Source organism: Nocardioides albertanoniae, assembly GCF_006716315.1.
In the GTDB taxonomy this organism is placed as follows: domain Bacteria; phylum Actinomycetota; class Actinomycetes; order Propionibacteriales; family Nocardioidaceae; genus Nocardioides; species Nocardioides albertanoniae.
The window spans coordinates 3,349,366-3,375,033 of record NZ_VFOV01000001.1 but is presented as its reverse complement, the minus strand read 5'-3'; the positions used below and the strand labels follow the sequence as shown (position 1 = coordinate 3,375,033).

Genomic DNA, 25,668 nt, shown 5'->3' with positions numbered 1-25,668 from the left:
CGGCATCGTCGGTCAGGTCGCGCGGTCCCGACCGCGCCGGATGACGGGCGGCGGGCTCAGCGCGAGATGTCCGCTTCGCGGCCGGCGAGCCGGAGCGCGAGCGAGATGTCGCCGTTGTCGACCAGCGTGCCGATGACGAGCGCGCGGACGCCGCGGAGGAGGGCGTCTGCGTCGACCAGATCGGGGGCCGCGAGGGCGTGCAGCAGGTAGCCGTGGACGAGGGCGAGCGCGGCGCCGGGGTCGGTCCGGGTCGCGCCCGCAACGGTCGCCGCGCGGTCTGCGACCTGGCGGCCCGCGGTGAGCACCTCGGCCACCACCGGGCGGAACTGCGGGTCGCGGGCGGCATGGATGAGCGCCTCGAGGAAGGCGAGCGAGTCGGTCGGCGGGGAGATCAGCGCCGCTACGAACGCCTCGGCCGTCGCGTCGGCGCTGGGGGAGGCCTGGGCGAGCTCGTCGGCGAGCGTACGCAGCCGGGCGACGTCGTCGGCCACGCCGGTGCGCAGTGCCTCGGCGGCCAGGTCGGTGATGGAGTCGAAGAAGTAGCCGACGGTGGCCAGCGGCAGCCCGGCGCGCTCGGTCACGGCCCGATGGGTGACTCCTGCCATGCCCTTCTCCGCGGCCACCTCGATCGTGGCGCGCACCAGGGCGTCGCGGCGCTGCCGGGCGCTGTCGCCGTGCCGTCGCTTCATGGGGCCGAGTGTGTCACGCCCGCCGGTGCCCACAGTCTGGAAGATCTTCTAGACTTTCCTGAGCCGATCCAGCACGCTGTGCGACATGACCGCACCGACCCGCGTACACACCTTCACCGACGACGCCCTGGCAGATCACGACGCCGTCGAGCTGGCCCGCCTCATCCGCACCGGGGAGCTGAGCGCGGCGGAGGCCGAGGCGGCGGCGGTCGCCCGGATGCGGCAGGTGGCCCCGGCGCTGCGCGCGCTGGCGTACGAGGCCTACGACGCGCCGCGACGGGCCGATGGTGACGGTGGTCTGCTGCACGGCGTGCCGACCGTGCTCAAGGACAACACCCACCTGCGGGGGATGCCGACCAACCACGGCTCGGACGCGATCCGGGCCCTCCCGGCCAAGCGGGACGGGCGCTACACCGAGCAGTTCCTCAGCGCCGGGGTGACGGTGCTGGGCAAGAGCCGGATGCCGGAGTTCGGGTTCAACGCGAGCACGGAGTTCCGCAGCGCGCCGCCGACCCCCAACCCGTGGAACACCGGGCACTCCGTCGGCGCCTCCTCGGGCGGGTCCGCTGCCCTGGTCGCCGCCGGCGCCGTGCCGATCGCGCACGCCAACGACGGCGGCGGGTCGATCCGGATCCCGGCGGCGGCCGCCGGTCTGGTCGGGCTCAAGCCCAGCCGTGGGCGGCACATCGCCGGTGACACGACCCGCACCCTGCCGATCGACATCATCAGCGAGGGCGTGGTCACGCGCACGGTCCGCGACACCGCGACCTTCCACGCCGCGCTCGAGCGGAGCTGGCGCAACCCGGCGTTGCCGCCGCTCGGTCTGGTCGAGGGGCCGGCGCGACGCCGGCTCCGGGTCGCGATGATCGTCGAGTCGGTGACCGACGCCGTCGTGGACACCCAGACGAAGGCAGCCATCGAGCGCACCGCGACGTTGCTGGAGGAGCAGGGTCACAGCGTCGAGCCGATCTCGATCCCCGTGGACGCGCGTTTCGGAGACGACTTCGTCAGATATTGGAGCATGCTCGCCTTCCTCGCCGGGAACCTCGGTCGCCTGACCATCGACCCGAGCCTCGACGCCAGCCTCCTCGACGGGCTCACCAACGGCCTGCGCCGCCGCTTCACCTCCGGCGGCTGGCGGGCGACACCGGCCGCGCTGCTCCGCCTGCGCGGGGCCACGGCGGCGTACGCCTCGGTCTTCGACCACCACGACGTGATCCTGTGCCCGGTGGTCGCCGGCGTCACCCCGCCGCTCGGCGAGCTCTCCCCGACCGTGCCCTTCGACGAGCTGATCGAGCGGCTGCTGCGCCATGTCGCGTTCACCCCGCTGCAGAACGTCAGCGGTGCCCCGGCGATCTCGCTGCCGATGGCGCTCAGCGAGGAGGGGCTGCCGATCGGGGTGCAGCTCTCCGCGGCGTACGGCGACGAGCGCACGCTCCTCGAGCTGGCCTACGCCCTCGAGGAGCAGTCGCCGTGGCCCCGGATCCAGGACCGGATCCAGGACCAGCCCACCGGGTGAGTCCTCATCCGAACCTCGATGTGCTGGAGCGGCCGGGTCCGTGACAGCATCAGGGGCCGATTCGCGTCCCTCCGCGAAGGTTGTCTCGATCCCCACATGAGGTGCACCCCACATGTCAGCCAAGCAGTGGCGGACTGATGTCCAAGGTCTCCGGGCCGTTGCCGTCGGTCTGGTCGTCGCTGCTCACGCCGGTGTCCCGTTCACCGACGGCGGCTTCGTCGGGGTCGACGTCTTCTTCGTGCTCTCCGGCTTCCTGATCACCACGCTGCTGCTGCGCGAGGCCGACAAGACCGGCACCGTCAGCATCTCGCAGTTCTACGCGCGTCGCGCCCGCCGCATCCTGCCGGCAGCGACGCTGGTGATCCTCGTCGTCCTGGCCTACGCGGTCTGGCAGCTGCCCACCACGCGGCTCACCGACGCCGCCGGCGACGGCACCTGGGCGGCGTTCTTCCTGGCCAACGTGCACTTCGCGGCCGAGGGGGTGCAGTACTTCCAGCCCAGCGAGCCCTCGCCGTTCCAGCACTACTGGTCGCTCTCGGTGGAGGAGCAGTTCTACCTGGTCTGGCCGGTGCTGGCGCTGCTGCTCCTGCCCCGGCTCGGCCGCAAGGGCTTCACGATCGTCGCCGCGTCGATCGCGGTCGCGAGCCTGGCCTGGTCGGTCTACGCCACCGGGGAGAACCCGACCTCGGCCTACTTCTCCACCCCGGCTCGTGCCTACGAGCTCGCTGCCGGCGCGCTGCTGGCCTGCTGGGGTGGGCGCCTCAAGGGCGCGGCGAGCGTCGTCGCCGGGCTCGGCGGCATTGCGGCGATCCTCGTCGCCACCCTCGCCTTCAGCGATGCCACCCCGTTCCCCGGCTGGCAGGCGCTCGTGCCCACCCTCGGCACGGTCGCGTTGCTGGCCTCCGGCGCGAACGCACCGACCGCGCGGCTCCTCTCCGCAGCTCCGCTGAGGTATGTCGGTGACATCTCCTACTCGCTCTACCTGTGGCACTGGCCGTTCGTCGTGCTCCTGCCCGACGCGCTGCACCTGGGCAACGGCGCACTGGAGATGAGCGTCGCCGTCGCTGCTGCCGTGGTCGTCTCGGCCCTGAGCCATCGCTTCGTCGAGCTGCCGTTCCAGCGCAAGCAGGTGCCGGTCTTCTCCCACGGTCTGCGCTCCCTGGTGCTGTGGCCGCTCGCCCTGGTGCTCGCCGTCGGCAGCGGCTGGATGACGACCAGCTTCGCCGCGTACGCCGAGAAGGAGCGTGCCGCGCAGGCGGAGAAGTGGTTCGAGACCAACGACGTGCCCGACGGTGCCGACGAGGGTGCCATCGACGACGACGGAGCACCCCGGGTGCAGCGCGAGCTGCGATCTGCCCTGGAGATGGCCGACAAGGGTGCTCCGATCCCGGGAGCGGTCATCGACAAGGAGCTGAGCGCCGACCGGTGGCAGAAGTCCTACGGCGACTGCTACGCCAACTACGGCGAGACCCGCAGCCCGAAGTGCGTCTTGGGCGAGGAGAGCGCGAAGAAGACGGTCGCTGTCGTGGGCGACTCCCATGCCGGCATGTGGTTGTCGGCGTTCGACGAGCTCGGCAAGGACGGCGACTTCCGGGTGGTGCCGGTGGTGAAGGTCGGCTGCGCGCCCTATCCGGTCCAGCACCGTGGCAAGAAGATGACCCAGGCCGAGTGCGACGAGTTCCGCACCTGGTCGAGCGACCGGCTCGAGCGGCTCGCCCCCGACGCCATCGTCTCCACGGCACGAGGCCAGCTGTTCATGCCCAAGGAGCACGACGGGATGGACCGCGACGAGCAGTGGTCGCAGGCCGTCCGCGACACCGTGAAGGACTACGAGGAGATCGCCCGCAAGGTCGTCGTGCTCGGCGACGTGACCTCCGTCGATCAGAACCCCGCCGACTGCCTCAGCGCTCCCGAGGCGCTCCAGCGCTCCTGCCTCAGCGACGACGAGTCCCGCGAGTCCAGCAGCAACGAGGTGACCGAGAAGGCAGTCAAGGACACCTCGGCCACCTACGTCGACACGCAGCGGTTCGTGTGCGTCGAGGACCGCTGCCCGCTGGTCGTCGGCGACCAGGTGACCTACTACGACGACTCGCACCTGACCGAGTCGTGGGTACGTCATGTCACGCCGCGACTGGAGGCGATGCTCGGACCGCTCGTCTGAGTGGAAAGTCAGCGCGTCGGGGTTTGCCATCTCGTGCAACTTTGTGGCTTAATTGTGACCAGACGTTGCAAAACGTTTCATGCACAGCCCTGGACCCGTGGGGGAGTCCGGGGCTGCTGCTATTTCAGAGCCCTGTGCTAGTTCGGGGCCCTGGGCGGCCACCGCTTGGCGCCCTCTCAGCCTCTGCTGGGAGGATGGGCGGGTGAACGATCAGCGACCACGCGACGTGGTGATCCTCGGCTCGACCGGGTCCATCGGCACCCAGGCGCTCGACCTGGTGCGGGCCAACCCGGACCGGTTCCGAGTCGTTGCCCTGACCGCGGGCGGCTCCAACAAGGAGCTGTTCGAGGCCCAGGTGGCCGAGTTCGCCCCCAAGCTGTCCGGGCTGGGGGAGGAGGCCTCGACCGAGGCCGCCGCCCAGCCGGCCGACGTGGTGCTCAACGGGATCACCGGCGCCGTCGGTCTCCGCCCGACCCTGGCCGCGCTGGAGGCGGGCAACACGCTCGCGCTGGCCAACAAGGAGTCGCTGATCATCGGCGGTCCGCTGGTCAAGCGGGTCGCGCGCGAGGGCCAGATCGTGCCGGTCGACTCCGAGCACTCCGCGATCGCGCAGTCGCTGCGCGCGGGCTCGGCGAACGAGGTGCGCAAGCTGGTGCTGACCGCGTCCGGCGGCCCGTTCCGCGGCCGCTCCCGCACCGAGCTCGCCGAGGTCACCCCCGCGCAGGCGCTCAAGCACCCCAACTTCGCGATGGGCCGGGTGATCACGACCAACTCGGCCACTCTGGTCAACAAGGGGCTCGAGGTCATCGAGGCTCACCTGCTCTTCGACGTACCCTTCGAGCGCATCGACGTCGTCGTGCACCCGCAGCAGTACATCCACTCGATGGTCGAGTTCACCGACGGTGCCGTGGTGGCCCAGCTCGGGCTGCCGACGATGCTGGTGCCGATCTCGATGGGGATGGCCTGGCCCGAGCGGGTGCCGGACGCGGAGACGCCGATCGACTGGACCAAGGCCGCCGACTGGCGCTTCGAGCCGCTCGACGACGATGCCTTTCCCGCGGTGCGGCTGGCTCGTGAGGCCGGCACCCGTGCAGGCACTCACCCGGCCGTCTACAACGCGGCCAACGAGATCTGCGTGGACGCCTTCCACGAGGGCCGGATCCCGTTCCCCGGCATCGTGGACACGATTGCGGAGGTGCTGGCAGCCCATAGCGGCGTACGCTCTGAAAGCACCCTCACCATCGAGGACGTGCTCGCCGCCGACGACTGGGCGCGCGAGGAAGCCACCCGCATCCTGGAGACCCGCCCGTGAACGAGCGTCAGCGAGTGAACCACACGCCCTTCACGCCGGCGCGTCCGTATTCTGGCGCTTGCGCTACGGAGGTGGCGGCGTGAGTGTCGTGCTCTACACGCTGGCAGTGATCGGCTTCGTGCTCGCGATCCTGATCTCGATCGGGCTCCACGAGCTGGGCCACATGATCCCGGCGAAGGCGTTCGGCGGGAAGGTGACGCAATACTTCATCGGCTTCGGGCCGACGGTGTGGTCCAAGCAGGTCGGCGAGACCGAATACGGGCTCAAGGCGATCCCGCTGGGTGGCTACGTCAAGATCGTCGGGATGCTGCCGCCCGGCGCCGAGCAGCTCGGCGAGCGCACCGAGGACGGCGCGCTGAAGGTGCGCAAGTCCAACACCGGGATGTTCACCCAGCTGATCAGCGACGCGCGCTCGGCCGAGTGGGAGCTGATCCGGCCCGAGGACGAGTCGCGGCTCTTCTACAAGATGACCTGGTGGAAGAAGGTCATCGTGATGGCCGGCGGGCCGACGGTGAACCTCGCGATCGCGTTCTTCGTGCTGTGGGGCGTCTTCGGCATCTACGGCGTCCGTGAGCCCGTCGTCAACGAAGGTCACCCGGTCGTCTCGAGCCTGCAGGAGTGCCTGCTGAGCTGGGAGGACCAGGGCCGCGAGTGCACGAAGAACGACCAGCCCACCCCGGCGCACGACGCCGGCCTGAAGCCTGGCGACGAGCTGATCTCGTTCAACGGCACCGAGCTGACCTCGTGGTCGGTCGCCCAGAAGCTGATCCGCGACAACATGGACGACGCGGCGACCATCGTCATCGAGCGTGACGGGGAGCGGAAGACGCTGCAGACCAGCACGGTCGTCCAGGAGCGGGTCAAGGACGTCAACGACACCAGCGCCGACCCGGAGACCGCGAAGGTCGGCTTCTTCGGCATGTCTCCCGAGTCCCACGTGGTGACGACGAAGGAGGGGCCGGTCTACGCCCTGCAGCAGATGGGGGAGATGGCGCAGAACGCCGTCCACTCGCTGCTGCGCCTCCCGGTCAAGGTCTGGCACGTCGCCCTGGCGATCGTCGGTGTCGAGGAGCGCTCGGCCGACAGCCCCGTCAGCATCGTCGGCGGCGGTCGTATCGCCGGCGAGATCGCCTCCCACGAGGGGCTCGACGTCGCCGAGAAGGTCTCGAGCTTCGCCTTCCTCGTCGGCGGGTTCAACCTCTTCATCGGCATCTTCAACTTCGTGCCCCTGCTCCCGCTCGACGGCGGTCACATCGCCACCGCGCTGTGGGAGGGCGTACGCCGCGCCTTCGCGAGGCTCTTCCGGCGGCCCGAGCCGGGTCATGCCGATCCCGCCAAGCTGCTGCCGGTGGCCTACGTCGTGGCCTCCGCGCTGCTGGTGATGGGTGTTGTCCTGATCGTCGCCGACCTCGTCGTCCCGCTTCATCTCCAGGCCTGACCCCCGCGTAGAATTGGCAGACATGACGTCGATCCCCACCCCGACAAGCCTCGGTATGCCGGAGGCTCCCGCCCCGGTGCTCGCCCCCCGTCGCAAGACCCGCCAGATCAAGGTCGGGGCGGTGGGCGTCGGCAGCGAGTCGCCCGTCTCGGTGCAGTCGATGACGACCACGCTCACCTCCGACGTCAACTCGACGCTGCAGCAGATCGCCGAGCTGACCGCGGCGGGCTGCGACATCGTGCGCGTGGCCTGCCCGAGCACCGACGACGCCGAGGCCCTCCCGGTGATCGCGCAGAAGTCGCAGATCCCGGTGATCGCCGACATCCACTTCCAGCCGAAGTACGTCTTCGCCGCCATCGAGGCCGGCTGCGCGGCGGTCCGGGTCAACCCGGGCAACATCCGCAAGTTCGACGACCAGGTCAAGGAGATCGCCGCCGCGGCGAAGGACCACGGCACGAGCATCCGGATCGGCGTCAACGCCGGCTCGCTCGACAAGCGCCTGCTGGAGAAGTACGGCAAGGCCACTCCCGAGGCGCTGGTCGAGTCGGCCATGTGGGAGGCGAGCCTGTTCGAGGAGCACGGCTTCCACGACTTCAAGATCTCGGTCAAGCACAACGACCCGGTCGTGATGGTGCGTGCCTACGAGCTGCTCGCCGAGTCCGGCGACTGGCCGCTCCACCTCGGTGTCACCGAGGCCGGCCCGGCCTTCCAGGGCACGATCAAGTCGTCGGTCGCCTTCGGGTCGCTGCTGTCCAAGGGCATCGGCGACACCATCAGGGTCTCCCTGAGCGCGCCGCCGGTCGAGGAGGTCAAGGTCGGGCTGCAGATCCTGGAGTCGCTCAACCTCCGTCCGCGCCGCCTCGAGATCGTCTCCTGCCCCTCGTGCGGTCGCGCGCAGGTCGACGTCTACAAGCTCGCCGACGAGGTGACCGCCGGTCTCGACGGCCTCGAGGTGCCCCTGCGGGTCGCCGTCATGGGCTGCGTGGTCAACGGACCGGGTGAGGCCCGCGAGGCCGACCTCGGTGTCGCCTCCGGCAACGGCAAGGGCCAGATCTTCGTCAAGGGCGAGGTCATCAAGACCGTCCCCGAGGCGGCCATCGTCGAGACGCTGATCGAGGAGGCGATGAAGATCGCCGAGGGCATGGATCCCGTCGAGGGCGGCGGCGCCGAGGTCTCCGTCAGCGGGTGAGATGTGGATGTTGACCGAGGTAGCTCGGTCGACATCTTGTGGCCACAGACGCAGGAAGCCCGGTCCGAGCGCGGACCGGGCTTCGTCGTTGCTCCGAGACGTCCCCCTGCGTACGCCTCGAAGATCGTGGTTCTCACCAGTTCATCAGCCGGGAGACCAGGCCGAGGAACCCCAGGTGGAGCAGGGCGCCGATCGGGTCGTTGACGACCAGGTGGGCCCAGGCCAGCGCGGCCTGACCCATCTGGGACCCGAGCGCCGTGGGGAAGCCGTCCAGACCGCCGTGGGTCCACAGGTAGACGACCACGAACCGGGCTACTGGCACGATCAGGAACAGGACGAGCGCGGCCTTGACCGGCACGATCCAGGAGAGCTGGCTGCCGCCGGACAGGCTCAGGTTGCGACTGCGCACCCAGGTGGCGCCGCTGCTGCCGCTGAAGCGGACCTTGCTGCGGCCCGACGCGGTGGCGACGACGACACCGCGCTTGCCGGAACGGACGCCGCCATGGGTGCGGACGTGGTCGCCGGGGCGAGTGTGGTCGGTCATGACAGCGCTCCTTCCGTGATCACGACGGACACGGACGAGGTGCCGGCGGCTGCCTGGCACGTAGGCGGCTCAGCGCTGAGCAGCTGGTTGAAGCCGAACACGACGAGCAGCGTGACGGCGAAGGTGGCGATGCTGAACTTGTGGTTCCTCATGGTCGTCATCTCCTTGAGCGGTAGGTCCCGAAGGTGGGTCCGACGCTGTCCCTGGTGGGGACACCTCAACGGTGGCGGAAGCCGGAGACGTCCCACCAGAGGGCGGGTGGGAGTGGAGACGAAGTAAAGACATACCTCGGAGAGATGAGACATTTCTGGGACAGAACTGGGACGCCTGCGGGATACTCGCAGCCCGCGTTCTCGAGGACCCGCCGAGGGGAAATGACCGACGTAGCTCTCTCACCGGAGCAGTTCAACGCTGAGCTGCGTGCCTGGGTCCGGCAGGTGACCGGAAAGGCCGACGGCGGCTCCGGCGTCGCCATGGCCCGAAGCACCTTCTACCGGCGTACGTCGGGGGCGAAGCTGATGCCGCTCGACGAGCTCATCCGTGTGGTCGGCGGCGCGGCGCCGCGCACCCTCGAGCCGGCCGACCGTGGCGAGTGGATCCGCAAGAACACCGACATCTGGCAGGCGAAGTGGTGGAAGGCGTACGCATGGCGCGATCAGGGCGCCGAGCCGCCGGGTCCTGTGCTGGAGGCGGTGCCGAGCGCGGCTCCGGCGTCGGCGACCAGCTCGCGGCTCACCTTCCCGCGTGCCCGGGTGACGGCGCTGAGCGGACTGGTGACCGACGGTGCCAGGATCTCGCTCCTCGCCGCGCTCGGCCGGTGGCTGGAGAATCCTGAGTCGAACCTCTTCTTCCTCACCGGTCCGTCGGGGTCGGGGAAGACGATCGAGATCAGGGACTGGACGGCCGCGCAGGAGCAGGTGCGCTACATCAGCCTCCGAGACGGCGCGGTCGACTACGGCGAGCTGGTCGGCGAGGACCGCTCGCCGATCGTCATCGACGACTTCGACCTGATCTCCTCCAGCGCCGAGGAGCACGGCGTGACGCGCCCCGACCTCAGCGAGCTGCGCTCGGCCCTGGGGCGCGGTGGCCGGTTCGTGGTGATCAGCAAGCGCAACCTGCAGACCGAGCGCGACGAGCTCGCCGAGCAGCTGCGCAGCCCGGCACGGCTGGAGGATCTCGGGGTCGAGTCCGCCGTCGTCGTTCGTGTCGAGCCGATCTCACCGGTCGACGTGCGTGCGCTGGCGACCGAGCGTGGGGGAGACGAGCGCCTGACCGACCTGGCCGCCGAGATGGAGCGCGGCGGCGGGTTCTTCCCCGCGACCCCGATGGTGCTCAAGCAGCTCTACGCCTCCCTCGAGGAGGGCGAGGTGGCGCCCCGCACCCAGTGGGACGGCTACACGGTCCACCTCAAGCACGTCTGCGGGCAGCCCTGGGACCGCAAGAGCTCGCGGCTCCCGAGCCGGGTGCGGTTCCAGACCTATCGAGACATCGCCTGGGACCTGTTCACCGGGATGGACGACCCGACGTCGCAGGAGCGCGACCTGATCCCGGTGCCGCGGGTCTCGGAGTGGCTCTTCTCCAACCTGCAGCGTGATCTCGACATCACCCGGCAACGAGACTTCCTGACCTACGAGTGGATCGCCGACCTGCTCGACCACTCCGAGATCTTCGGGGTGACCGGCCGCACCAAGGACTCGGTGGAGTCGGCGGAGTTCGTCCACGAGACCTTCTACCAGTACTTCGTCGCCGAGAGCATCCGTGACCGGCTGCGCGACGGGCACGGGATGGCGCTGGAGGGCTCCCGGTTCGCCAACATGCACATGGGGCCGTTGGTGATGACGTTCCTCAAGGCCGGGTTCAAGCCCGGCGACCTCGACGCGGTGGCCCGGCTGAGCGGCCGGGAGAGCCTGTCGTGGATGGACCGGCTGATCTGCCTCTACCTCACCGAGGAGCGCGATGATTACGGCGAGCTCCTCGACCAGGCTCCCGAGCGCTACTGGGACGAGCTGGAGTTCGTGCTGGAGGCGTTCCGCTCGCTGTTCCTGCGCAAGGCCGCGATGTTCCAGCTGATCCTGCGCGGCCGGGTCTCCGTCGACGGCTACCTCGAGATCCTGGAGCGGGAGGAGGACCCAGGCGCGGTCGCGCGCGAACGTGACGTGCTCGGCTGGGGCACCGACATCACGCAGGCACTGGTGCATCGGCTCAATCATCCGGTGCTGGCGCCGGCGATTCCCATCACTGCGTACCGGCTGGGGCAAATGGGTGATATCACTTGCCTGAGCCATCTCGAGAGGCTCACCGGTCTGCCGCCCGCCCACCAGGATGTGGTGACGGCGGCGATCCTTCGGATCAAGGAGCGCCATGAGCACCAGCACTCAACCTGAGCGGGCACCCGTGCTGGTGCTCGGCGCGACCGGCGACCTCGGCAGCGCTGTGGCACGGCGGCTACGAGCCGAGGGCACCCCGGCGATCCTGCACGCCTACAGCCGCCCCACCGAGCTGGCCTACCTGGCCGACGAGACCGGCGCGGTCGCCCGGGTCGAGGCCGACCTCACCACCGAAGACGGGCTGGGCGCGCTGAGCGATACGTTGGCGGGGTTCGAGTCTCTCTCCGGGCTGATCAACTGCTCAGGCATCAACCCCAGCCCCGACACCGTCGCCGAGATCGACCAGTCCGAGTGGCAGCTGACCCTCGACGTCAACCTGACCTCGGCGTGGCGCTCCGCCTCGCTCGCGCTGCCGAAGCTGCGGGCCGCGGGGTCGGGGGCCGTCGTGCTGATCAGCTCGGTCTTCGGCATCCGCACGCCCTCGCGGCGCGGTGCCTACGGCGTCTCCAAGCATGCTCTGACCGGGCTCGCCCAGGCCATCGCGCAGGAGGGCGAGGGGGTCATCAGGGCCAACGTCGTCGCCCCGGGGGCGATGTGGAGCGAGTCGTCTCGGCAGGTCTTCGTCAAGCACGCTCGCAAGGACGGGGTCACGGTCGACGAGTACATCTCCTACCGGGCAGCACGGATCCCCGGACACCGGTTCGTGACCGCTAGCGCCGTCGCCAAGGTCTGCGTCTTTCTCGCCTCGGACGTCTCCGGTGCCATCAACGGCCAGTGCATCGTCGCCGACGGCGGCGAATACTGACGCAGAGTCGAGCTCGAAGACTGCGATCGAAGATTCCACCCGAAGACTCGGCTCGAAGACTCGGCCAGAAATGCTGCGGATGCGCGACAGCGCTGCTTACGCTTCGCCTAGCCGGCCCCACAGGCCTCTGTCCCTCCTCCGACTGGCGACAACCGTGACCAATCTCTGGCTTGCCATCGACCATGCCGATGACGCGCTCTTCCGCACCCCCGACTCTGCCGACATCCGACCCGAGATCCTCGCTCTGGTCGCCGAATCACCCGGCTGGGGCATCGTCGTGCGCCCGGTGCAGGGGCACGGCGACGTACGCCGCGAGCTCGCGTGCGCGGGCCTGCCCGACATCGACACCGTCGGTGACCTCGTCGTGCCGGAGAGGTCCACGGATGCGGTGAAGGTCGGGTTCGACGACCACGACGGGGGCTGCGTGCCGATGGTTCACGCCATCCTGGAGCGGCTCCGGGGCTATGACCGGGTCTTCCTCGAGCCCTACTGCGCGACTCCGCGATGCCTCGACGACCTGGTCGCCCTCGCCGTCCGGTCCGGGCGCCGCGACATCGTGCTCAAGCTGAAGGTCAACGACGAGGGCCTGGCCGCGATCGAGCGTGCCGACCTCGGCACCGGCAGCTGGGTCGCCCGCTCGGACGGCATGCGCTGGGACGACTACAGCGCCCGCCTGGCGACCATCCGCGCGCTCGGAGCCGACGGTGTGATGGTCGGACGCGCGGTCTGGGGCGACACCGGCGAGGCGGGCCGCGACGTACGCCTGAAGACGATCCGCGAGCGGATGGACACCATCGAGCGCGCGTTCGCGTAGCCGGGCCTGGAGGGGTGCAGGCAACCGAACCGCGAGCCGCTCGGCGACCTGCAACCGGATTGGCTCTAGGCTCGATGACATGCTCACCACGCGCCAGGGGATCCGCCCGTTGAATGCGGGCGATCTCGGTGCGTTCCTCGACCTGACCGCCCGGGATCCGGTGGTCAACGTCTTCGCCGAATACCGCGCGCGCACCACCAATCTCGAGCCGCGCTGGCTCGGCGGTGAGATCTGGGGGCGCTGGGACGGTGGCGACCTCGTCGCGGCCTGTCACGTCGGCGCCAACCTGGTGCCCATCGAGGCCGGCGAGGACGACGCCCGCGCCTTCGGCGAGCGGGCCCGCGACCGCGTACGAACCGTGTCGACGCTCGTCGGGAAGCAGCCGGCGGTGCGGCCGTTGTGGGAGACGATCGGCGACACCTGGGGCACCCCGCGCGAGGAGCGCTGGGAGCAGCCCCATCTCGAGCAGCAGCTGCAGAGCCTCGTCGATCCGGACCCGTTCGTACGCCGCACCACCCGCGCCGATATGGAGATCCTCTACCCGGCCTGCGTGGCCATGTACACCGAGGAGGTCGGGATCTCACCCGAGACCGGCGGCGGCCGCGACCTCTACCGGGCCCGGGTGCTCCAGCTGATCTCGCGAGGATGGTCGTTCGCGCGCATCGAGGACGGCGAGGTCGTCTTCAAGGCCGAGGTCGCCTGCGCGACGCCCACCGCTGCCCAGGTGCAGGGCGTCTGGGTGCCCGAGCACCGGCGCGGAGAGGGCCTCGCCGCCCGCGGCATGGCTGCGGTGTGCGACATCATCCGCAACGACATCGCACCCCGCGTCTCCCTCTACGTCAACGACTGGAACGCTCCCGCGCGCCGCGCCTACGAGCGGGCCGGCTTCCTCGAGACGGCCCGCTTCTCCACGATCATGTTCTGAGCCTCAGTCGTAGGCCCTCCAGGCTCGCTCGCAGTCGGCGACCTCGCAGCGCACCAGCCAGATCTCATGGGTGCTGGCGGAGCTCATCAGGATGCGGGTGCTGGTCTCCCAGGCATGCGTCCGCAGCCCGTCGGGGTTGGTGTAGGTGGTCAGCAGAGTGCCGTGCAGGCTGCGACGACGCACCACGTCGGCGTGGTTCTGGTGCGCGATCGCGTTCGTGGCGAACCTGGCCCCGTCGGGCGCGAACGACGCGACCGCCTCGATGCACCCGCGCCAGAGCTGGGTGCGGGGAGCACTGATGGTGGAGACCACCGTGCAGGCGTCCGGATCGGAGGGATCCATCGTGTAGGTAGCCAGCCGGTCGGTGGCGTAGCTGCCCGCATAGGCGGCCCGGGTGGCGATCGTCTCGATCGTGCCGGTGTTCCAGTCCCACACCATGGTGCGCGGAGCGTTGAACCCGCCCACGAGCACCACGGTGCCCTTGACGTCGATCGGGTCGGGTCTCGTCGTCGCCTTGAAGGTGTGCTGGGCGACGCCGGCGCCGGTGGTGGCGCTGCGGACCTGCACCCGGATGCCGCCGCCGGCCAGAGGGATGGTGTCGAGCAGGTAGCGGCCGTCGGACGACAGTCGAGCCTTGCTCGAGTAGTGCAGGCTGGCGAGGAGCCGCTGAGGCGTGCCAGGCCGCACCCGGACGATGTCGTCGATGTTGCGGTTCGACCCGCGCAGGACGAAGCCGCTCCCCGAGCGGCCCAGGAGCTTGAACGAGTCGCCCGGGTCGCCGACGTACTCGACGGGCGTCGTCGTGCCGGTGTCCGGGTCGACGACGGAGAGCGAGTCGTCGGTGGCGCGGTCCAGGTAGGGGACCGTCGGTCGTTCGCCGACCGGGAGCGGAAGTGGGCGTACGTCGACGGTCGGAGCCGCCGCAGAAGCCGGTGTCATCAGTGAGACCGGGAGCATGAGAGCAGCAAGGATGGCCGTGGCCAGTGCCGGGATTCGGATACCTCTCATGAAGGTAAAGATGCGCCGGGCGCTGCTGAGGTTGCAACGCCAATAGCAACCGGTTCGCGGGAGCGGTCAGGCTCGCCGTACGCTGTGGCGCATGATCGCCCGTATGTCGACCCTGTTCGTGCGGACTCTGCGTGAGGATCCCGCCGAGGCCGAGGTCGCGAGCCACAAGCTGCTTGTCCGTGCCGGCTACATCCGCCGCGCCGCTCCGGGGATCTACACCTGGCTGCCGCTGGGTCTGCGCGTGCTGGCGAAGGTCGAGGGCATCGTCCGCGAGGAGATGGCCGCGATCGGCTCGCAGGAGGTCGCCTTCCCGGTGCTGCTGCCCCGCGAGCCCTACGAGATCAGCAACCGCTGGACCGAGTACGGCGAGAGCCTCTTCCGCATCAAGGACCGCAAGGACGCCGACATGCTCCTCGGGCCGACCCACGAGGAGATGTTCACGCTCCTGGTCAAGGACATGTACGGCTCCTACAAGGACCTGCCGCTCTCGCTCTACCAGATCCAGAACAAGTACCGCGACGAGGCGCGTCCTCGCGCGGGCATCCTCCGCGGCCGCGAGTTCAAGATGAAGGACTCCTACTCCTTCGACGTCGACGACGCCGGTCTCGAGGAGTCCTACCGCAAGCACCGCGACGCCTACGTACGCATCTTCGACCGTCTCGGTTTCGAGTACGTCATCGTCAAGGCGACCTCCGGCGCGATGGGCGGCTCGGCCTCGGAGGAGTTCCTGGCCGTCTCCGCGGCAGGTGAGGACACCTTCGTCCGCTCGCCCGGTGGCTACGCCGCCAACGTCGAGGCGGTCACCACGCTGGTGCCCGAGGCGCTGGCTGACGACGATGCGCCCGCCGCCCACGTCGAGGACACGCCCGGAACGCCGACGATCGAGTCGCTCATCAACCACCTCAACGAGGCCTTCGCGCGCTCGGACCGCCCCTGGACGGCGGCCGACACGCTCAAGAACGTGCTGGTGACGCTGCGCCACCCCGACGGCACCACCGAGCCCCTCGCGATCGGCCTGCCCGGCGACCGCGACGTCGACATCAAGCGCCTCGAGGGCCAGCTCGAGCCGATCGAGGTCGAGCCCATGGACGACGTCGAGCTCAAGAAGCACCCCGAGCTGGTCAAGGGCTACATCGGCCCGGAGGTGCTGGGGGAGGAGTCCGCCTCCGGCATCCGCTACCTCGTCGACCCGCGCGTGGTCACCGGCACCCGCTGGGTCACCGGCGCCAACGCCGAGGGCAAGCACGTCGTCGACCTCGTCGCGGGTCGTGACTTCACCCCCGACGGCACCATCGAGGCCGCGGAGGTGCGCGAGGGCGACGAGGCCCCCGACGGCTCCGGTCCGCTCACCCTGGCTCGTGGCATCGAGATGGGCCACGTCTTCCAGCTCGGTCGCAAGTACGCCGAGGCGCTCGGCCTGCAGGTGCTCGACGAGAACGGCAAGCTCGTCACCGTCACGATGGGCTCCTACGGCGTCGGCGTCACCCGTGCCGTGGCCGCGGTCGCCGAGGGCACCCTCGACGACATCGGCCTGGCGTGGCCCCGCAACGTCGCTCCGTACGACCTGCACCTGGTCGCCACCGGCAAGGACGCCGCGATCTTCGAGGCTGCCGAGAAGCTCGCCGGAGAGCTGGAGGCCGCCGGCATCGACGTGCTCTACGACGACCGTCCGAAGGTCTCGCCCGGCGTGAAGTTCAAGGACGCCGAGCTCATCGGTGTGCCGACGATCGTCACGGTCGGCAGGGGCCTGGCCGACGGCAACATCGAGGTCAAGGACCGTCGCAGCGGCGAGAAGAGCGAGATCGCTCTCGCCGACGCCGTCGCCCACCTCACGCAGGTCGTCAGCGGCTGAGCTCGAGCGCCGAGTCCGCGTTCTGCGGATCCGGCGCTCGAGAGTGAGGCAAGATCGTCCCCATGACGGGGGACAGGATTCTTGACCGTACGCTCGCCGGCCGCGTGATGAGTGCCGCCGAGGCGGCCCGGCAGATCGGCCCGGGGCAGACGGTGGCGATGTCGGGGCTCGTCGGAGCCGGCCGTCCCAAGGCCGTTCCGGAGGCGCTCGGCTTGTTCCGGGAGTGGCCCGACGGGGTCGACGTACGTCATTCGCGGGTCGCGCAGCATGTGACCTCCGGCTTCTACGGCGACCTCGATGTCGCGGTGGTCGAGGTGGCCGCGATCCTGCCCGACGGGCTGCTCGTGCCGGGCAGCAGCGTCGGCAACAGCCAGACCTGGCTCGAGGCCGCCGGCAAGGTGATCGTGGAGGTCAACAGCTGGCAGCCCGACGGCTTCGAGGGATTCCACGACGTGCACCACGGGGCTCGGACGGCTCCGCTGCGGGCCCCGATGCAGCTGACGACGCCGATGCAGCGCATCGGCGACCCCTACCTGCTCGTCGACCCCGACAAGGTCGCAGCCGTCGTCGAGACCGACCGACCGGACGTCGGTGCGGTGCCGAGCCCGATCGACGAGACCCATCGTGCGATCGCCGATCTCGTCGTCGACTTCCTCCGCCACGAGGTGCGCCACGACCGCCTGCACAGCGGTCTGCTGCCGCTGCACGCCGGCGTCGGAGCGGTGGCCGACGCGGTGCTCGCCGGGTTGCGCGAGGCCGAGTTCGAGCACCTGACGGCTTACACCGAGACCGTGCGCGACAGCCTTCTCGACCTGCTCGACGCCGGAAAGCTGATCGGGGTCTCGGCCACCTCCTTCGGACTCTCCGAGGCCGGCGCCCGCAGGCTCAACGACGACGTCCACCACTACAAGGGCCGCGTGCTGCTGCGCTCGCAGGAGATCGCCACCCACCCGGAGGTGATCCGACGGCTCGGTCTCATCACGATCGACTCGATGGCACAGGCCGACATCCACGGCAACGTGAACGCCCTCGGCGGCGCGACCGACTTCGCCCGCAACGCCCACCTCAACATCTTCGTCTCGGCCTCGAGCGCCGAGGCCGGCGCCCCCTCGCGCATCGTGCCGTTCGTCAGCCACGTCGACCACGCCGGTCACGACGTGCACGTGATCGTCACCGAGCAGGGCGTGGCCGATCTGCGCGGCCTCTCACCAGCCGCCCGGTCGCGGCAGATCATCGACCGTTGCGCCCATCCCGACCACCGCGACGAGCTCGCCGCTCTCGTCGCACCGCAGGCGGAGCGTCGGTAGGGTCGAGGCATGGCGATCGACGCGGTGATCTTCGACTGGGGCGGCACACTGACGAAGTGGCACGACATCGACTTCCACGAGGAGTCGCTGGCGCTCGCCCAGGCGGTCAGAGGCGCCTGCGACGGCGACCACCCGGTCAACGCGACCAAGCTCCACCAGGCCAGCGACGCGATCTGGTGCAGGAGCAGGGACCACCAGCGCAGCGCCGGCATCGGCGACCTCTTCACCGAGGCCGGCCTCGAGCACGACCCGGACCTGCTCGATGCCTACTACGCCTTCTGGGAGCCGCACACCCTCACCGACCCCGAGGTCGGCCCGCTGTGGGAGGCGCTCCGCGCCGATGGCGTACGCGTCGGGGTGCTGTCGAACACGATCTGGCCGCGGGAGTGGCACCGGGGGTTCTTCGAGCGCGACGGGGTGCTCGACCTCATCGACGGCGACGTCTACACCTCGGAGGTGCCGTGGACGAAGCCGTCCGAGCAGGCGTTCCGGGCGGCGATGGATGCGGTGAAGGTCTCGGATCCATCTCGATGTGTCTACGTGGGCGACAGGCTCTTCGATGATGTGTACGGTGCTCAGAAAGCAGGGATGCGGGCGATCCACATCCCGCACAGCAACATCCCGAGCAACCAGCTCGGCCACACCGACGGCTCGCCGGACGCGGTGGCGCAGCAGTTGAGCGACATACACCAGATGGTTCGCTCCTGGGAATGACGGCGCTAAAAGTTGCAAGTTCTTGCAATGCGCATATGCGGGTCTGGGCCATCCTGAGCGGGGATTGCATACTTCTGCAAGAGAGGTTCGGCCTTCGGGTCGCTTCTCAGGCCTCGTGTCCAGGCCCAACCTGGCCCGCGAGCCGCCCGGTCTCGGGAGACATCTCGGGAGTCTCCCGCGCCGGACGGTTCGCGGGCCATCTCGGTTTTCCGGCGCGTCATCGCCGGGTCGGTCAGGTGCCGGGGAACGCGGTCGGCTTCGCGCCGAGGTCGAGCTGCCGCGCGGCCGCCCGGCACAGCAGCTGCACGAGCAGCGTACGGTCGCGGCCGCTCGCCTTGGGCGTCAGCGAGAGATAGGTCGCGGCGGCGTCCCGCTCGATGCGCAGAGCGGCCGCCCGCACTCCCGCCGCCGACTCGATCCCGGGCGGCAGGTCGTAGACGGCCGAGGGAGCCACCGGCTCGATCCCGACGGCCACCACGTGCGCGGCCAGCGCCTCGCGGGCGTCGACATGGGCGTCGTACGCCGCTTCGAGAGCCGCCGCCAGCTCCGGCTCCCGCGAGGAGGACGTGCGCCCGCCCAGGGCGCCCAGGACGTAGATCGCGGAGTGCTCGACCGCGAGCGCGGCCTGCACGGCCTCGGTCTCGGCCGAGTCGCCCGTCTTCGCGTCGGCTCCGGTCATCTCCGGCCCCGTCACACCAGCCCCCGCCCGTGCAGCACCTGCTGCTGTGCGGCGGCGGCCGAGGCCAGGAGCGTGATCAGCTTCGGGTCGGCAGCTCGCCCGGCAGCGGCGGTCAGCGTGGCGACCAGCGCGACCTGACGATCCTGCCACCGTCGGTTCGAGCCGGCCGCGGCAACGTCCTTGGAGGGGCCCAGCGCCTCGATGTGCACCCGATGGAGCCGGACGAAGGCCTCCGGGGCGCCCTTGTCGGCGCCGAGGATCGCCGCGACCGTGCTGTCGATCACACTCTGGTCCGGGTTCACGGGCGCCGGGGGAGTGCTCGGCGGGGGTGCTTTGACAGGATCCAGCACCTTCGCGGCCGAACACGCCGAGGCGGTCAGCGGCGTGACCGCGGCAAGACCCAGGGCGGCACGCCTCGAGAGCCTCGGCAGGGCACGTGTGCTGGTCACGTACGGAACCCTAACCAGAGCCGGCCCGACCTGCCTCACAAGGCTTTCCATAGCGCCTCGCGTTGCGAGGGAGAGCGAGGCGGGAAGGTATGGTGTCCCCAACGGCGCCGAGCCGATCAGCTGTGCTGATCCCGCGCCGAAACGACCGGGCAGCGCGCTATTTGCTCGTAGGCTCATACAACAGGACCGGACAACAGGATGCAGGGAGAGATCGCGTTGAGTGCTGAGCGAAAGGACGCGATCGTGAGTGCGATCGAGGAGGCGCTCACCGACCCGCTCCAGAGCCTGGGGCTCGACGTCGAGGCGGTCGAGGTCACCCCGGCCGGCAAGCGTCGGATCCTGCGCGTCGCCGTCGACAAGGACGGTGGGATCACCCATGAGGAGGTCACCGAGGCGACCCGTGAGGTCAACCGGGTGCTCGATGACTCCGACGTGATGGGCGAGCAGCCCTACACGCTCGAGGTGACCTCTCCTGGTGTCGACCGGCCGCTGACGCTGCCGCGCCACTGGCGCCGCAACAGGTCGCGCCTGGTCAAGGTCACGCTCAACGACGGATCCGCGTTCACCGGACGGGTCAAGGAGTCCGACGACGAGAGCGCGAGCCTCGAGGTGAGCGGCAAGCGCCGTGATGTGGCGTACAAGGACGTGAAGAAGGCGCTTGTGCAGATCGAGTTCAAGCGCGTCGACGAGGGGGAGTAGGACATGGACATCGACATGAGCATCCTGAGGATGCTGGAGCGGGAGCGGGAGATCTCGCTCGATGTGCTCGTCGAGGCGATCGAGCAGGGTCTGCTCACCGCCTACCACAAGACCGAGGGCGCCCATGCCCGGGCGCGGGTCGACCTGGACCGCAAGACCGGGCACGTGCGCGTGCTCGCAGCGGAGATCGACGAGGAGGGCAACGCCGTCGGCGAGTACGACGACACGCCCGAAGGATTCGGCCGGATCGCGGCCACCACGGCCAAGCAGATCGTGCTGCAGCGGCTGCGCGACGCCGAGGACGACGTGAAGTTCGGCGAGTTCTCCGGCAAGGAGGGCGACATCCTCTCCGGCGTCATCCAGCAGGGCCGCAACCCCGACGACGTGCTCGTCGACCTGGGTCGGCTCGAGGGCGTCATCCCGCTCTCCGAGCGGGTCCCGGGTGAGGACTACGGCCACGGCACTCGCATCAAGGCCCTGGTCGTGAGCGTGCGCAAGGGCATGCGCGGCCCGCAGATCACGCTCTCGCGCTCCCACCCCAACCTGGTCAAGAAGCTCTTCTCCTTCGAAGTGCCCGAGATCGCCGACGGCACCGTGGAGATCGCCGCGATCGCTCGCGAGGCCGGCCACCGCACCAAGATCGCGGTCAGCTCGACCGTCCCCGGGGTCAACGCCAAGGGCGCCTGCATCGGCCCGATGGGCCAGAGGGTCCGTCAGGTCATGTCCGAGCTGCAGGGCGAGAAGATCGACATCGTCGACTGGTCCGAAGACCCGAAGGTGCTCGTCGCCTCGGCGCTCTCCCCGGCTCGGGTCGCCTCGGTCGAGATCATCGACGAGGCGGCGAAGTCCGCCCGTGTCGTCGTGCCCGACTACCAGCTCTCGCTGGCCATCGGCAAGGAGGGCCAGAACGCCCGCCTCGCCGCTCGCCTGACCGGCTGGCGCATCGACATCCGCTCCGATGAGGAGACCCCGGTCGCCTGAGGCTGCCCCGTGCGTGAGACCACTCTGACCGACCCCGAGGGCATCCTGGTGGAGCCCGAGGGGGCGACCACCGGCGTACTCGTGCTGTCGGGGTCCTCGGGCCGGATCGAGACGGACCGGTGCCGCATGCTCGCCTCGCACGGTGTGGCTGCGGCCTCGATCCGCTACTTCGGTGGCGCAGGCCAGGCGGCGCAGGCCTGCGAGGTCCCGGTGGAGGTCTTCGACGACACCCTCGCCGACCTGCACGCGCGGTATGAGCGGCTGGGGGTGCTCGGCACCTCGTGGGGCGCTCAGGCGGCGCTGCTGCTCGGCACCCTCCACGCCGAGATCGATGCGGTCGTGGGCATCTCCCCGTCCCATGTCGTGTGGGCGGGGCTGAGCGTCGACCGGCCGCAACGCTCGTCGTGGACCGTGCGCGGTGAGGCGATGCCGTTCGTACCCTTCGACCAGGAGAGCATCGCGGAAGCGGTCGAGGGAGCAAGCGAGCAGGGCGAGCCGCCGTCGTTCTGCGAGTCCTACGTCTCGGCCCTGGAGAAGTACGCCGACCGGGTGCCCGCCGCCACGATCGCGGCCGAACGCATCGCCGGTGAGGTGCTGCTGGTCGCCGGTGGCGACGACGCGCTGTGGCCCTCGGCGCTGATGGCAGAGCTCGTACGCCGCCGCCGAGCCGTCGCGGGCGAGGAGACCACGATCGTCTCCCATGCCGGGGCGGGCCATCGTGTCGTCCTGCCGGGGGAGACCCCTGTGGCTGCCACCGCCCACCGGGCGTGGGGCGGTTCGGAGGAGGCCGACCGAGAGCTCGGCGTACTGGCTCTGCCGGAGGTCTTGGCAGTCCTGCGGGGCCGGGTCACGGAATAGGAACGACCGGTGCCCCGGTTTAGTGCACATCACCCCGGAAGCGGTAGTGTTAAGGATCGGTGGCACGTCAAGACGAAACTATGCAGCGCGGACCCGTCCGCACCTGTATCGGTTGCCGTAAGCGAGCTGCCAAGCGCGAGTTGTTGCGGGTGACCGCCGGCTCGGACAGCAACGGCCAGCCGGCCGTCGTGCCCGATCCGACTGCCACCGCACCCGGGCGTGGGGCGCACATTCACCCGACGCGCGAGTGCTACGAACTCGCGGTGCGCCGGAAGGCGTTCACCCGGGCCCTCAAAACCCAGGGCGGGCTTTCCAGCACACCGGTTGAGGATCACCTCGATCCGCGCCAGACACCCATGACCGTCGAAGACGGTCGACTGACCAGGAATTGGAGCAAAAGCTCATGAGCACTCGATGAGTACTTCGCGATGAGCGTGTTCTACACCCACTAGTGGTCACAGGTTTTACCCGGATTTGGGTCTGTGGCCAGAAGGAGAAGCGTGGCTAAGACCCGAGTCCACGAACTCGCCAAAGAGTTCGGAGTCGAGAGCAAGTTCGTTCTCGAGAAGTTCAAAGAGATGGGTGAGTTCGTCAAGTCGGCGAGCTCGACCGTCGAGCTGCCCGCGGAGATGCGTTTCCGCAAGGAGATCGGCCCCGGCCTGAAGTCCGGCGGCAACGGTGGCTCCTCGTCCACCGGCGAGAAGCCTGCTCCCAAGCCGGCAGCACCCAAGCCCGGCCCGAAGCCTGGCCCCAAGAAGGCCGCCGAGAAGCCTGCCGAGCCCGAGGCCCCCGCGGCCAAGGCACCGGCCGCCCCGAAGCCTGCTCCCAAGCCGGCCCCGAAGCCCGCAGCCGCGCCGGAGGCCCCCGAGGCCCCCGCCGCATCGGCTCCGGCGGCTCCCAAGCCGACCCCGAAGGCTGCCCCCAAGCCGGGTGCGCCCAAGCCGGGTGCCCCGAAGCCGGGTGCTCGCCCGCAGGCCCCCGCGGCCCGCGGCGGCCAGGGTGGTCAGGGTGGCGCGGGCCGTCCCGGACCTCGTCCGGTCGGCAAGCCCGGTGCTCCGCGCCCCGGCAACAACCCGTTCTCCTCCAACCAGGGCATGGGGCGTCCGCGCCCCGGCGGCCAGGGTGGTGGCCAGGGCGGTCAGGGCGGTGCCCCGGCCGGCGGCGACCAGCGTCCCCCGCGTCCCGCGGCCTCCCGTGAGGGTGGCCAGGGTGGTCAGGGCGGCGGCCGTTCCGGTTCCGGTATGCCTCGCCCCAACCCGGCGATGATGCCGAAGTCGCCCGCTGCGTTCGGTGCCCGTCCTGGTGGCGGCCCCGGCGGCGGTCGCGGCGGTGCCCCGGGTCGTCCCGGTGGCGGTGGCCGTCCGGGTGCCGGCGGTCGTCCTGGTGGCGGCGGTGCCCCGGGTCGTCCCGGTGGTTTCGGTGGTCGTCCCGGTGGCGGTCGTCCCGGTGGTCGTGGCACCACCCAGGGTGCCTTCGGTCGCCCCGGCGGTCCCTCGCGTCGTGGACGGAAGTCGAAGCGGGCGCGTCGCCAGGAGTTCGAGGCCATGGAGGCCCCGACGATCGGTGGCATCCGCGTACGCAAGGGCAACGGCGAGACCGTGCGTCTCGCCCGTGGCGCCTCGCTGACCGACTTCGCGGAGAAGATCGGCGTCGACCCGGCTCAGCTGGTGCAGATGCTGTTCGGCCTCGGTGAGATGGTCACCGCGACCGAGTCCGTCAACGACGAGACGCTCGAGCTGCTCGGTGAGGAGCTCAACTACGTCGTCCAGGTCGTCTCCCCGGAGGACGAGGACCGCGAGCTGCTGGAGTCCTTCGACATCGAGCTCGGCGACGAGGGCGACGAGTCCGACTGGACCGTCCGACCGCCGGTCGTGACCGTCATGGGTCACGTCGACCACGGTAAGACCAAGCTGCTCGACGCCATCCGTGACGCCAACGTCATCGAGGGCGAGGCCGGTGGCATCACCCAGCACATCGGTGCCTACCAGGTCTCGACCGAGGTCGAGGGCACCGAGCGCAAGATCACCTTCATCGACACCCCGGGTCACGAGGCGTTCACCGCCATGCGTGCTCGTGGTTCGCAGTCCTCGGACCTCGCGGTCCTCGTGGTCGCGGCCGATGACGGCGTGATGCCGCAGACGATCGAGGCGCTCAACCACGCCAAGGCCGCCGGTGTCCCGATCGTGGTCGCGATCAACAAGATCGACAAGCCCGAGGCCGACCCGACCAAGATCCGTGGTCAGCTCACCGAATACGGCGTCATCCCCGAGGAGTACGGCGGCGACACCATGTTCGTCGAGATCTCGGCCAAGTCGCGGATCAACATCGAGGGCCTCCTGGAGGCCGTCGTGCTGACCGCCGACGCCTCGCTCGACCTGCAGGCCAACGCCGTCCAGGACGCTCAGGGCATCGTGATCGAGGCTCACCTCGACCGTGGCCGCGGCCCCGTCGCGACCATCCTGGTCCAGCGCGGCACGCTGCGTGTGGGTGAGTCGATCGTGGCAGGTCCGGCCCACGGCCGCGTCCGCGCGATGATCGACGAGTACGGCAACGAGATCACCGAGGCGACCCCGTCGCGTCCGGCGATGGTGCTGGGTCTGTCCGCAGTCCCGGGTGCCGGTCAGAGCTTCCTGGTCGTCGAGGACGACCGGATGGCTCGCCAGATCGCCGAGAAGCGCGAGGCTCGTGAGCGTGCCGCGCTGCAGGCCAAGCGCCGCGTACGCCGCACGCTGGAGGACTTCATGGCCTCCATGGAGAAGGGCGAGAGCCAGGAGCTCAACCTCATCCTCAAGGGCGACGTGTCCGGTTCGGTCGAGGCGCTCGAGGACGCTCTGGCGAAGGTCGACGTGGGTGGCGACGAGGTCAGCATCCGCGTCATCGACCGCGGTGTCGGTGCGATCACCGAGACCAACGTCGACCTGGCCGCTGCCTCCGACGCGATCATCATCGGCTTCAACGTCCGCCCGCAGGGCAAGGCGACGGAGCTGGCTGACCGCGAGGGTGTCGAGATCCGCTACTACTCGGTCATCTACCAGGCGATCGAGGAGATCGAGGCTGCTCTCAAGGGCATGCTCAAGCCGGAGTACGAGGAGAAGTCCCTCGGCAAGGCGGAGATCCGTGCGATCTTCCGCTCGTCGAAGGCCGGAAACATCGCCGGTTGTATGGTCACCGAGGGCCTCATCCGCCGCAACGCCAAGGTTCGCGTGCTGCGCGACGGCTCCGTGGTGGCCGACAACCTCGACCTGGCCTCGCTGCGCCGTGAGAAGGACGATGCCGCCGAGGTCCGCGAGGGCTTCGAGTGCGGTCTGGTCCTGAAGAACTTCCAGGACATCAAGGAAGGCGACTTCATCGAAGCCTTCGAGATGGTGGAGATTCCCCGGGGCTGAAGCGTTTCGCAC

23 protein-coding genes are annotated in these 25,668 nt (G+C 69.7%); 17 read left to right on the top strand and 6 right to left on the bottom strand.

All coding sequences use genetic code 11. The annotated features are described in order from the left end of the window. Window positions 1-56: 56 nt before the first annotated feature. The gene (locus FB381_RS16210; RefSeq protein ID WP_141781241.1) at window positions 57-689 is read right to left on the bottom strand and encodes a TetR/AcrR family transcriptional regulator; all 633 of its coding nucleotides are present in this window, start codon (window positions 687-689) and stop codon (window positions 57-59) included. 85 nt (window positions 690-774) lie between these two features. Here FB381_RS16210 and FB381_RS16205 point away from each other — a divergent pair, with 85 nt between their 5' ends. From FB381_RS16205 to ispG, 5 genes are all read left to right on the top strand, one after another. Beyond that, entirely contained in the window at window positions 775-2,208 is a 1,434-nt protein-coding gene (locus FB381_RS16205) for an amidase (RefSeq protein ID WP_141781240.1), read from the top strand. A 112-nt stretch (window positions 2,209-2,320) separates the two neighbouring features. Continuing rightward, window positions 2,321-4,369, top strand: a complete 2,049-nt coding sequence (locus FB381_RS16200) for an acyltransferase family protein (protein ID WP_141781239.1) — start codon at window positions 2,321-2,323, stop codon at window positions 4,367-4,369. 202 nt (window positions 4,370-4,571) lie between these two features. Continuing rightward, window positions 4,572-5,681 (top strand): 1-deoxy-D-xylulose-5-phosphate reductoisomerase, encoded by a 1,110-nt coding sequence (gene dxr, locus FB381_RS16195; protein WP_246088154.1) that lies wholly within the window; start codon window positions 4,572-4,574, stop codon window positions 5,679-5,681. Between the two features lie 79 nt (window positions 5,682-5,760). Continuing rightward, complete coding sequence (locus tag FB381_RS16190; protein ID WP_141781238.1) at window positions 5,761-7,119, top strand: M50 family metallopeptidase; 1,359 nt, start codon at window positions 5,761-5,763, stop codon at window positions 7,117-7,119. Window positions 7,120-7,141: 22 nt separating this feature from the next. Beyond that, window positions 7,142-8,308, top strand: coding sequence for a flavodoxin-dependent (E)-4-hydroxy-3-methylbut-2-enyl-diphosphate synthase (gene ispG, locus FB381_RS16185; protein ID WP_141781237.1), 1,167 nt, complete (start codon window positions 7,142-7,144; stop codon window positions 8,306-8,308). A gap of 133 nt (window positions 8,309-8,441) precedes the next feature. On the opposite strand, the gene FB381_RS16180 is transcribed toward ispG, so the two are convergent. Both FB381_RS16180 and FB381_RS23955 read right to left on the bottom strand, forming a co-directional pair. Continuing rightward, window positions 8,442-8,852 carry a hypothetical protein gene (locus tag FB381_RS16180; RefSeq protein WP_141781236.1) on the bottom strand — a complete coding sequence of 137 codons (411 nt, stop codon included), beginning with the start codon at window positions 8,850-8,852 and terminating at the stop codon, window positions 8,442-8,444. Continuing rightward, a complete protein-coding gene (locus FB381_RS23955) occupies window positions 8,849-9,004 on the bottom strand; it encodes a hypothetical protein (RefSeq protein ID WP_170225183.1) in 156 nt (51 codons plus the stop codon). The genes FB381_RS16180 and FB381_RS23955 overlap by 4 nt, the downstream gene beginning before the upstream one ends. Before the next feature lie 222 nt (window positions 9,005-9,226). Between FB381_RS23955 and FB381_RS16175 the strand changes: the two genes are divergently transcribed. The 4 genes from FB381_RS16175 to FB381_RS16160 all read left to right on the top strand — a co-directional run bounded on the left by FB381_RS16175 (window position 9,227) and on the right by FB381_RS16160 (window position 13,723). Beyond that, on the top strand, window positions 9,227-11,236 hold the full coding sequence (locus tag FB381_RS16175; protein ID WP_141781235.1) for a hypothetical protein: 2,010 nt from the start codon (window positions 9,227-9,229) through the stop codon (window positions 11,234-11,236). After that, window positions 11,214-11,984, top strand: a complete 771-nt coding sequence (locus FB381_RS16170; RefSeq protein ID WP_141781234.1) for an SDR family NAD(P)-dependent oxidoreductase — start codon at window positions 11,214-11,216, stop codon at window positions 11,982-11,984. The genes FB381_RS16175 and FB381_RS16170 overlap by 23 nt, the downstream gene beginning before the upstream one ends. A gap of 154 nt (window positions 11,985-12,138) precedes the next feature. Beyond that, a complete protein-coding gene (locus FB381_RS16165) occupies window positions 12,139-12,798 on the top strand; it encodes a hypothetical protein (RefSeq protein ID WP_141781233.1) in 660 nt (219 codons plus the stop codon). Window positions 12,799-12,877: 79 nt separating this feature from the next. Then, window positions 12,878-13,723 carry a GNAT family N-acetyltransferase gene (locus FB381_RS16160; protein ID WP_141781232.1) on the top strand — a complete coding sequence of 282 codons (846 nt, stop codon included), beginning with the start codon at window positions 12,878-12,880 and terminating at the stop codon, window positions 13,721-13,723. 3 nt (window positions 13,724-13,726) lie between these two features. On the opposite strand, the gene FB381_RS16155 is transcribed toward FB381_RS16160, so the two are convergent. Next, a complete protein-coding gene (locus FB381_RS16155; RefSeq protein WP_141781231.1) occupies window positions 13,727-14,731 on the bottom strand; it encodes a hypothetical protein in 1,005 nt (334 codons plus the stop codon). A 91-nt stretch (window positions 14,732-14,822) separates the two neighbouring features. Between FB381_RS16155 and FB381_RS16150 the strand changes: the two genes are divergently transcribed. From FB381_RS16150 to FB381_RS16140, 3 genes are all read left to right on the top strand, one after another. Further along, window positions 14,823-16,583, top strand: coding sequence for a proline--tRNA ligase (locus tag FB381_RS16150; RefSeq protein ID WP_141781230.1), 1,761 nt, complete (start codon window positions 14,823-14,825; stop codon window positions 16,581-16,583). A gap of 62 nt (window positions 16,584-16,645) precedes the next feature. Continuing rightward, complete coding sequence (locus FB381_RS16145) at window positions 16,646-17,890, top strand: acetyl-CoA hydrolase/transferase C-terminal domain-containing protein (RefSeq protein WP_141781229.1); 1,245 nt, start codon at window positions 16,646-16,648, stop codon at window positions 17,888-17,890. Window positions 17,891-17,899: 9 nt separating this feature from the next. After that, window positions 17,900-18,604 (top strand): HAD family hydrolase, encoded by a 705-nt coding sequence (locus tag FB381_RS16140; protein WP_141781228.1) that lies wholly within the window; start codon window positions 17,900-17,902, stop codon window positions 18,602-18,604. A 232-nt stretch (window positions 18,605-18,836) separates the two neighbouring features. On the opposite strand, the gene FB381_RS16135 is transcribed toward FB381_RS16140, so the two are convergent. Both FB381_RS16135 and FB381_RS16130 read right to left on the bottom strand, forming a co-directional pair. Beyond that, window positions 18,837-19,283 (bottom strand): DUF4439 domain-containing protein, encoded by a 447-nt coding sequence (locus FB381_RS16135; protein ID WP_141781227.1) that lies wholly within the window; start codon window positions 19,281-19,283, stop codon window positions 18,837-18,839. 11 nt (window positions 19,284-19,294) lie between these two features. Continuing rightward, a complete protein-coding gene (locus FB381_RS16130) occupies window positions 19,295-19,732 on the bottom strand; it encodes a hypothetical protein (protein WP_141781226.1) in 438 nt (145 codons plus the stop codon). 243 nt (window positions 19,733-19,975) lie between these two features. Here FB381_RS16130 and rimP point away from each other — a divergent pair, with 243 nt between their 5' ends. The 5 genes from rimP (at window position 19,976) to infB (ending at window position 25,656) form a co-directional block, all read left to right on the top strand. Continuing rightward, window positions 19,976-20,431 carry a ribosome maturation factor RimP gene (gene rimP / locus FB381_RS16125; RefSeq protein ID WP_246088153.1) on the top strand — a complete coding sequence of 152 codons (456 nt, stop codon included), beginning with the start codon at window positions 19,976-19,978 and terminating at the stop codon, window positions 20,429-20,431. Between the two features lie 3 nt (window positions 20,432-20,434). Beyond that, a complete protein-coding gene (gene nusA, locus FB381_RS16120) occupies window positions 20,435-21,412 on the top strand; it encodes a transcription termination factor NusA (RefSeq protein WP_141781224.1) in 978 nt (325 codons plus the stop codon). 9 nt (window positions 21,413-21,421) lie between these two features. Continuing rightward, window positions 21,422-22,270 carry an acyl-CoA thioester hydrolase/BAAT C-terminal domain-containing protein gene (locus FB381_RS16115; RefSeq protein WP_141781223.1) on the top strand — a complete coding sequence of 283 codons (849 nt, stop codon included), beginning with the start codon at window positions 21,422-21,424 and terminating at the stop codon, window positions 22,268-22,270. Between the two features lie 80 nt (window positions 22,271-22,350). Further along, window positions 22,351-22,677, top strand: coding sequence for a YlxR family protein (locus tag FB381_RS16110; protein ID WP_141781222.1), 327 nt, complete (start codon window positions 22,351-22,353; stop codon window positions 22,675-22,677). Between the two features lie 93 nt (window positions 22,678-22,770). Further along, complete coding sequence (infB, locus tag FB381_RS16105) at window positions 22,771-25,656, top strand: translation initiation factor IF-2 (protein ID WP_141781221.1); 2,886 nt, start codon at window positions 22,771-22,773, stop codon at window positions 25,654-25,656. Window positions 25,657-25,668: the final 12 nt, after the last annotated feature.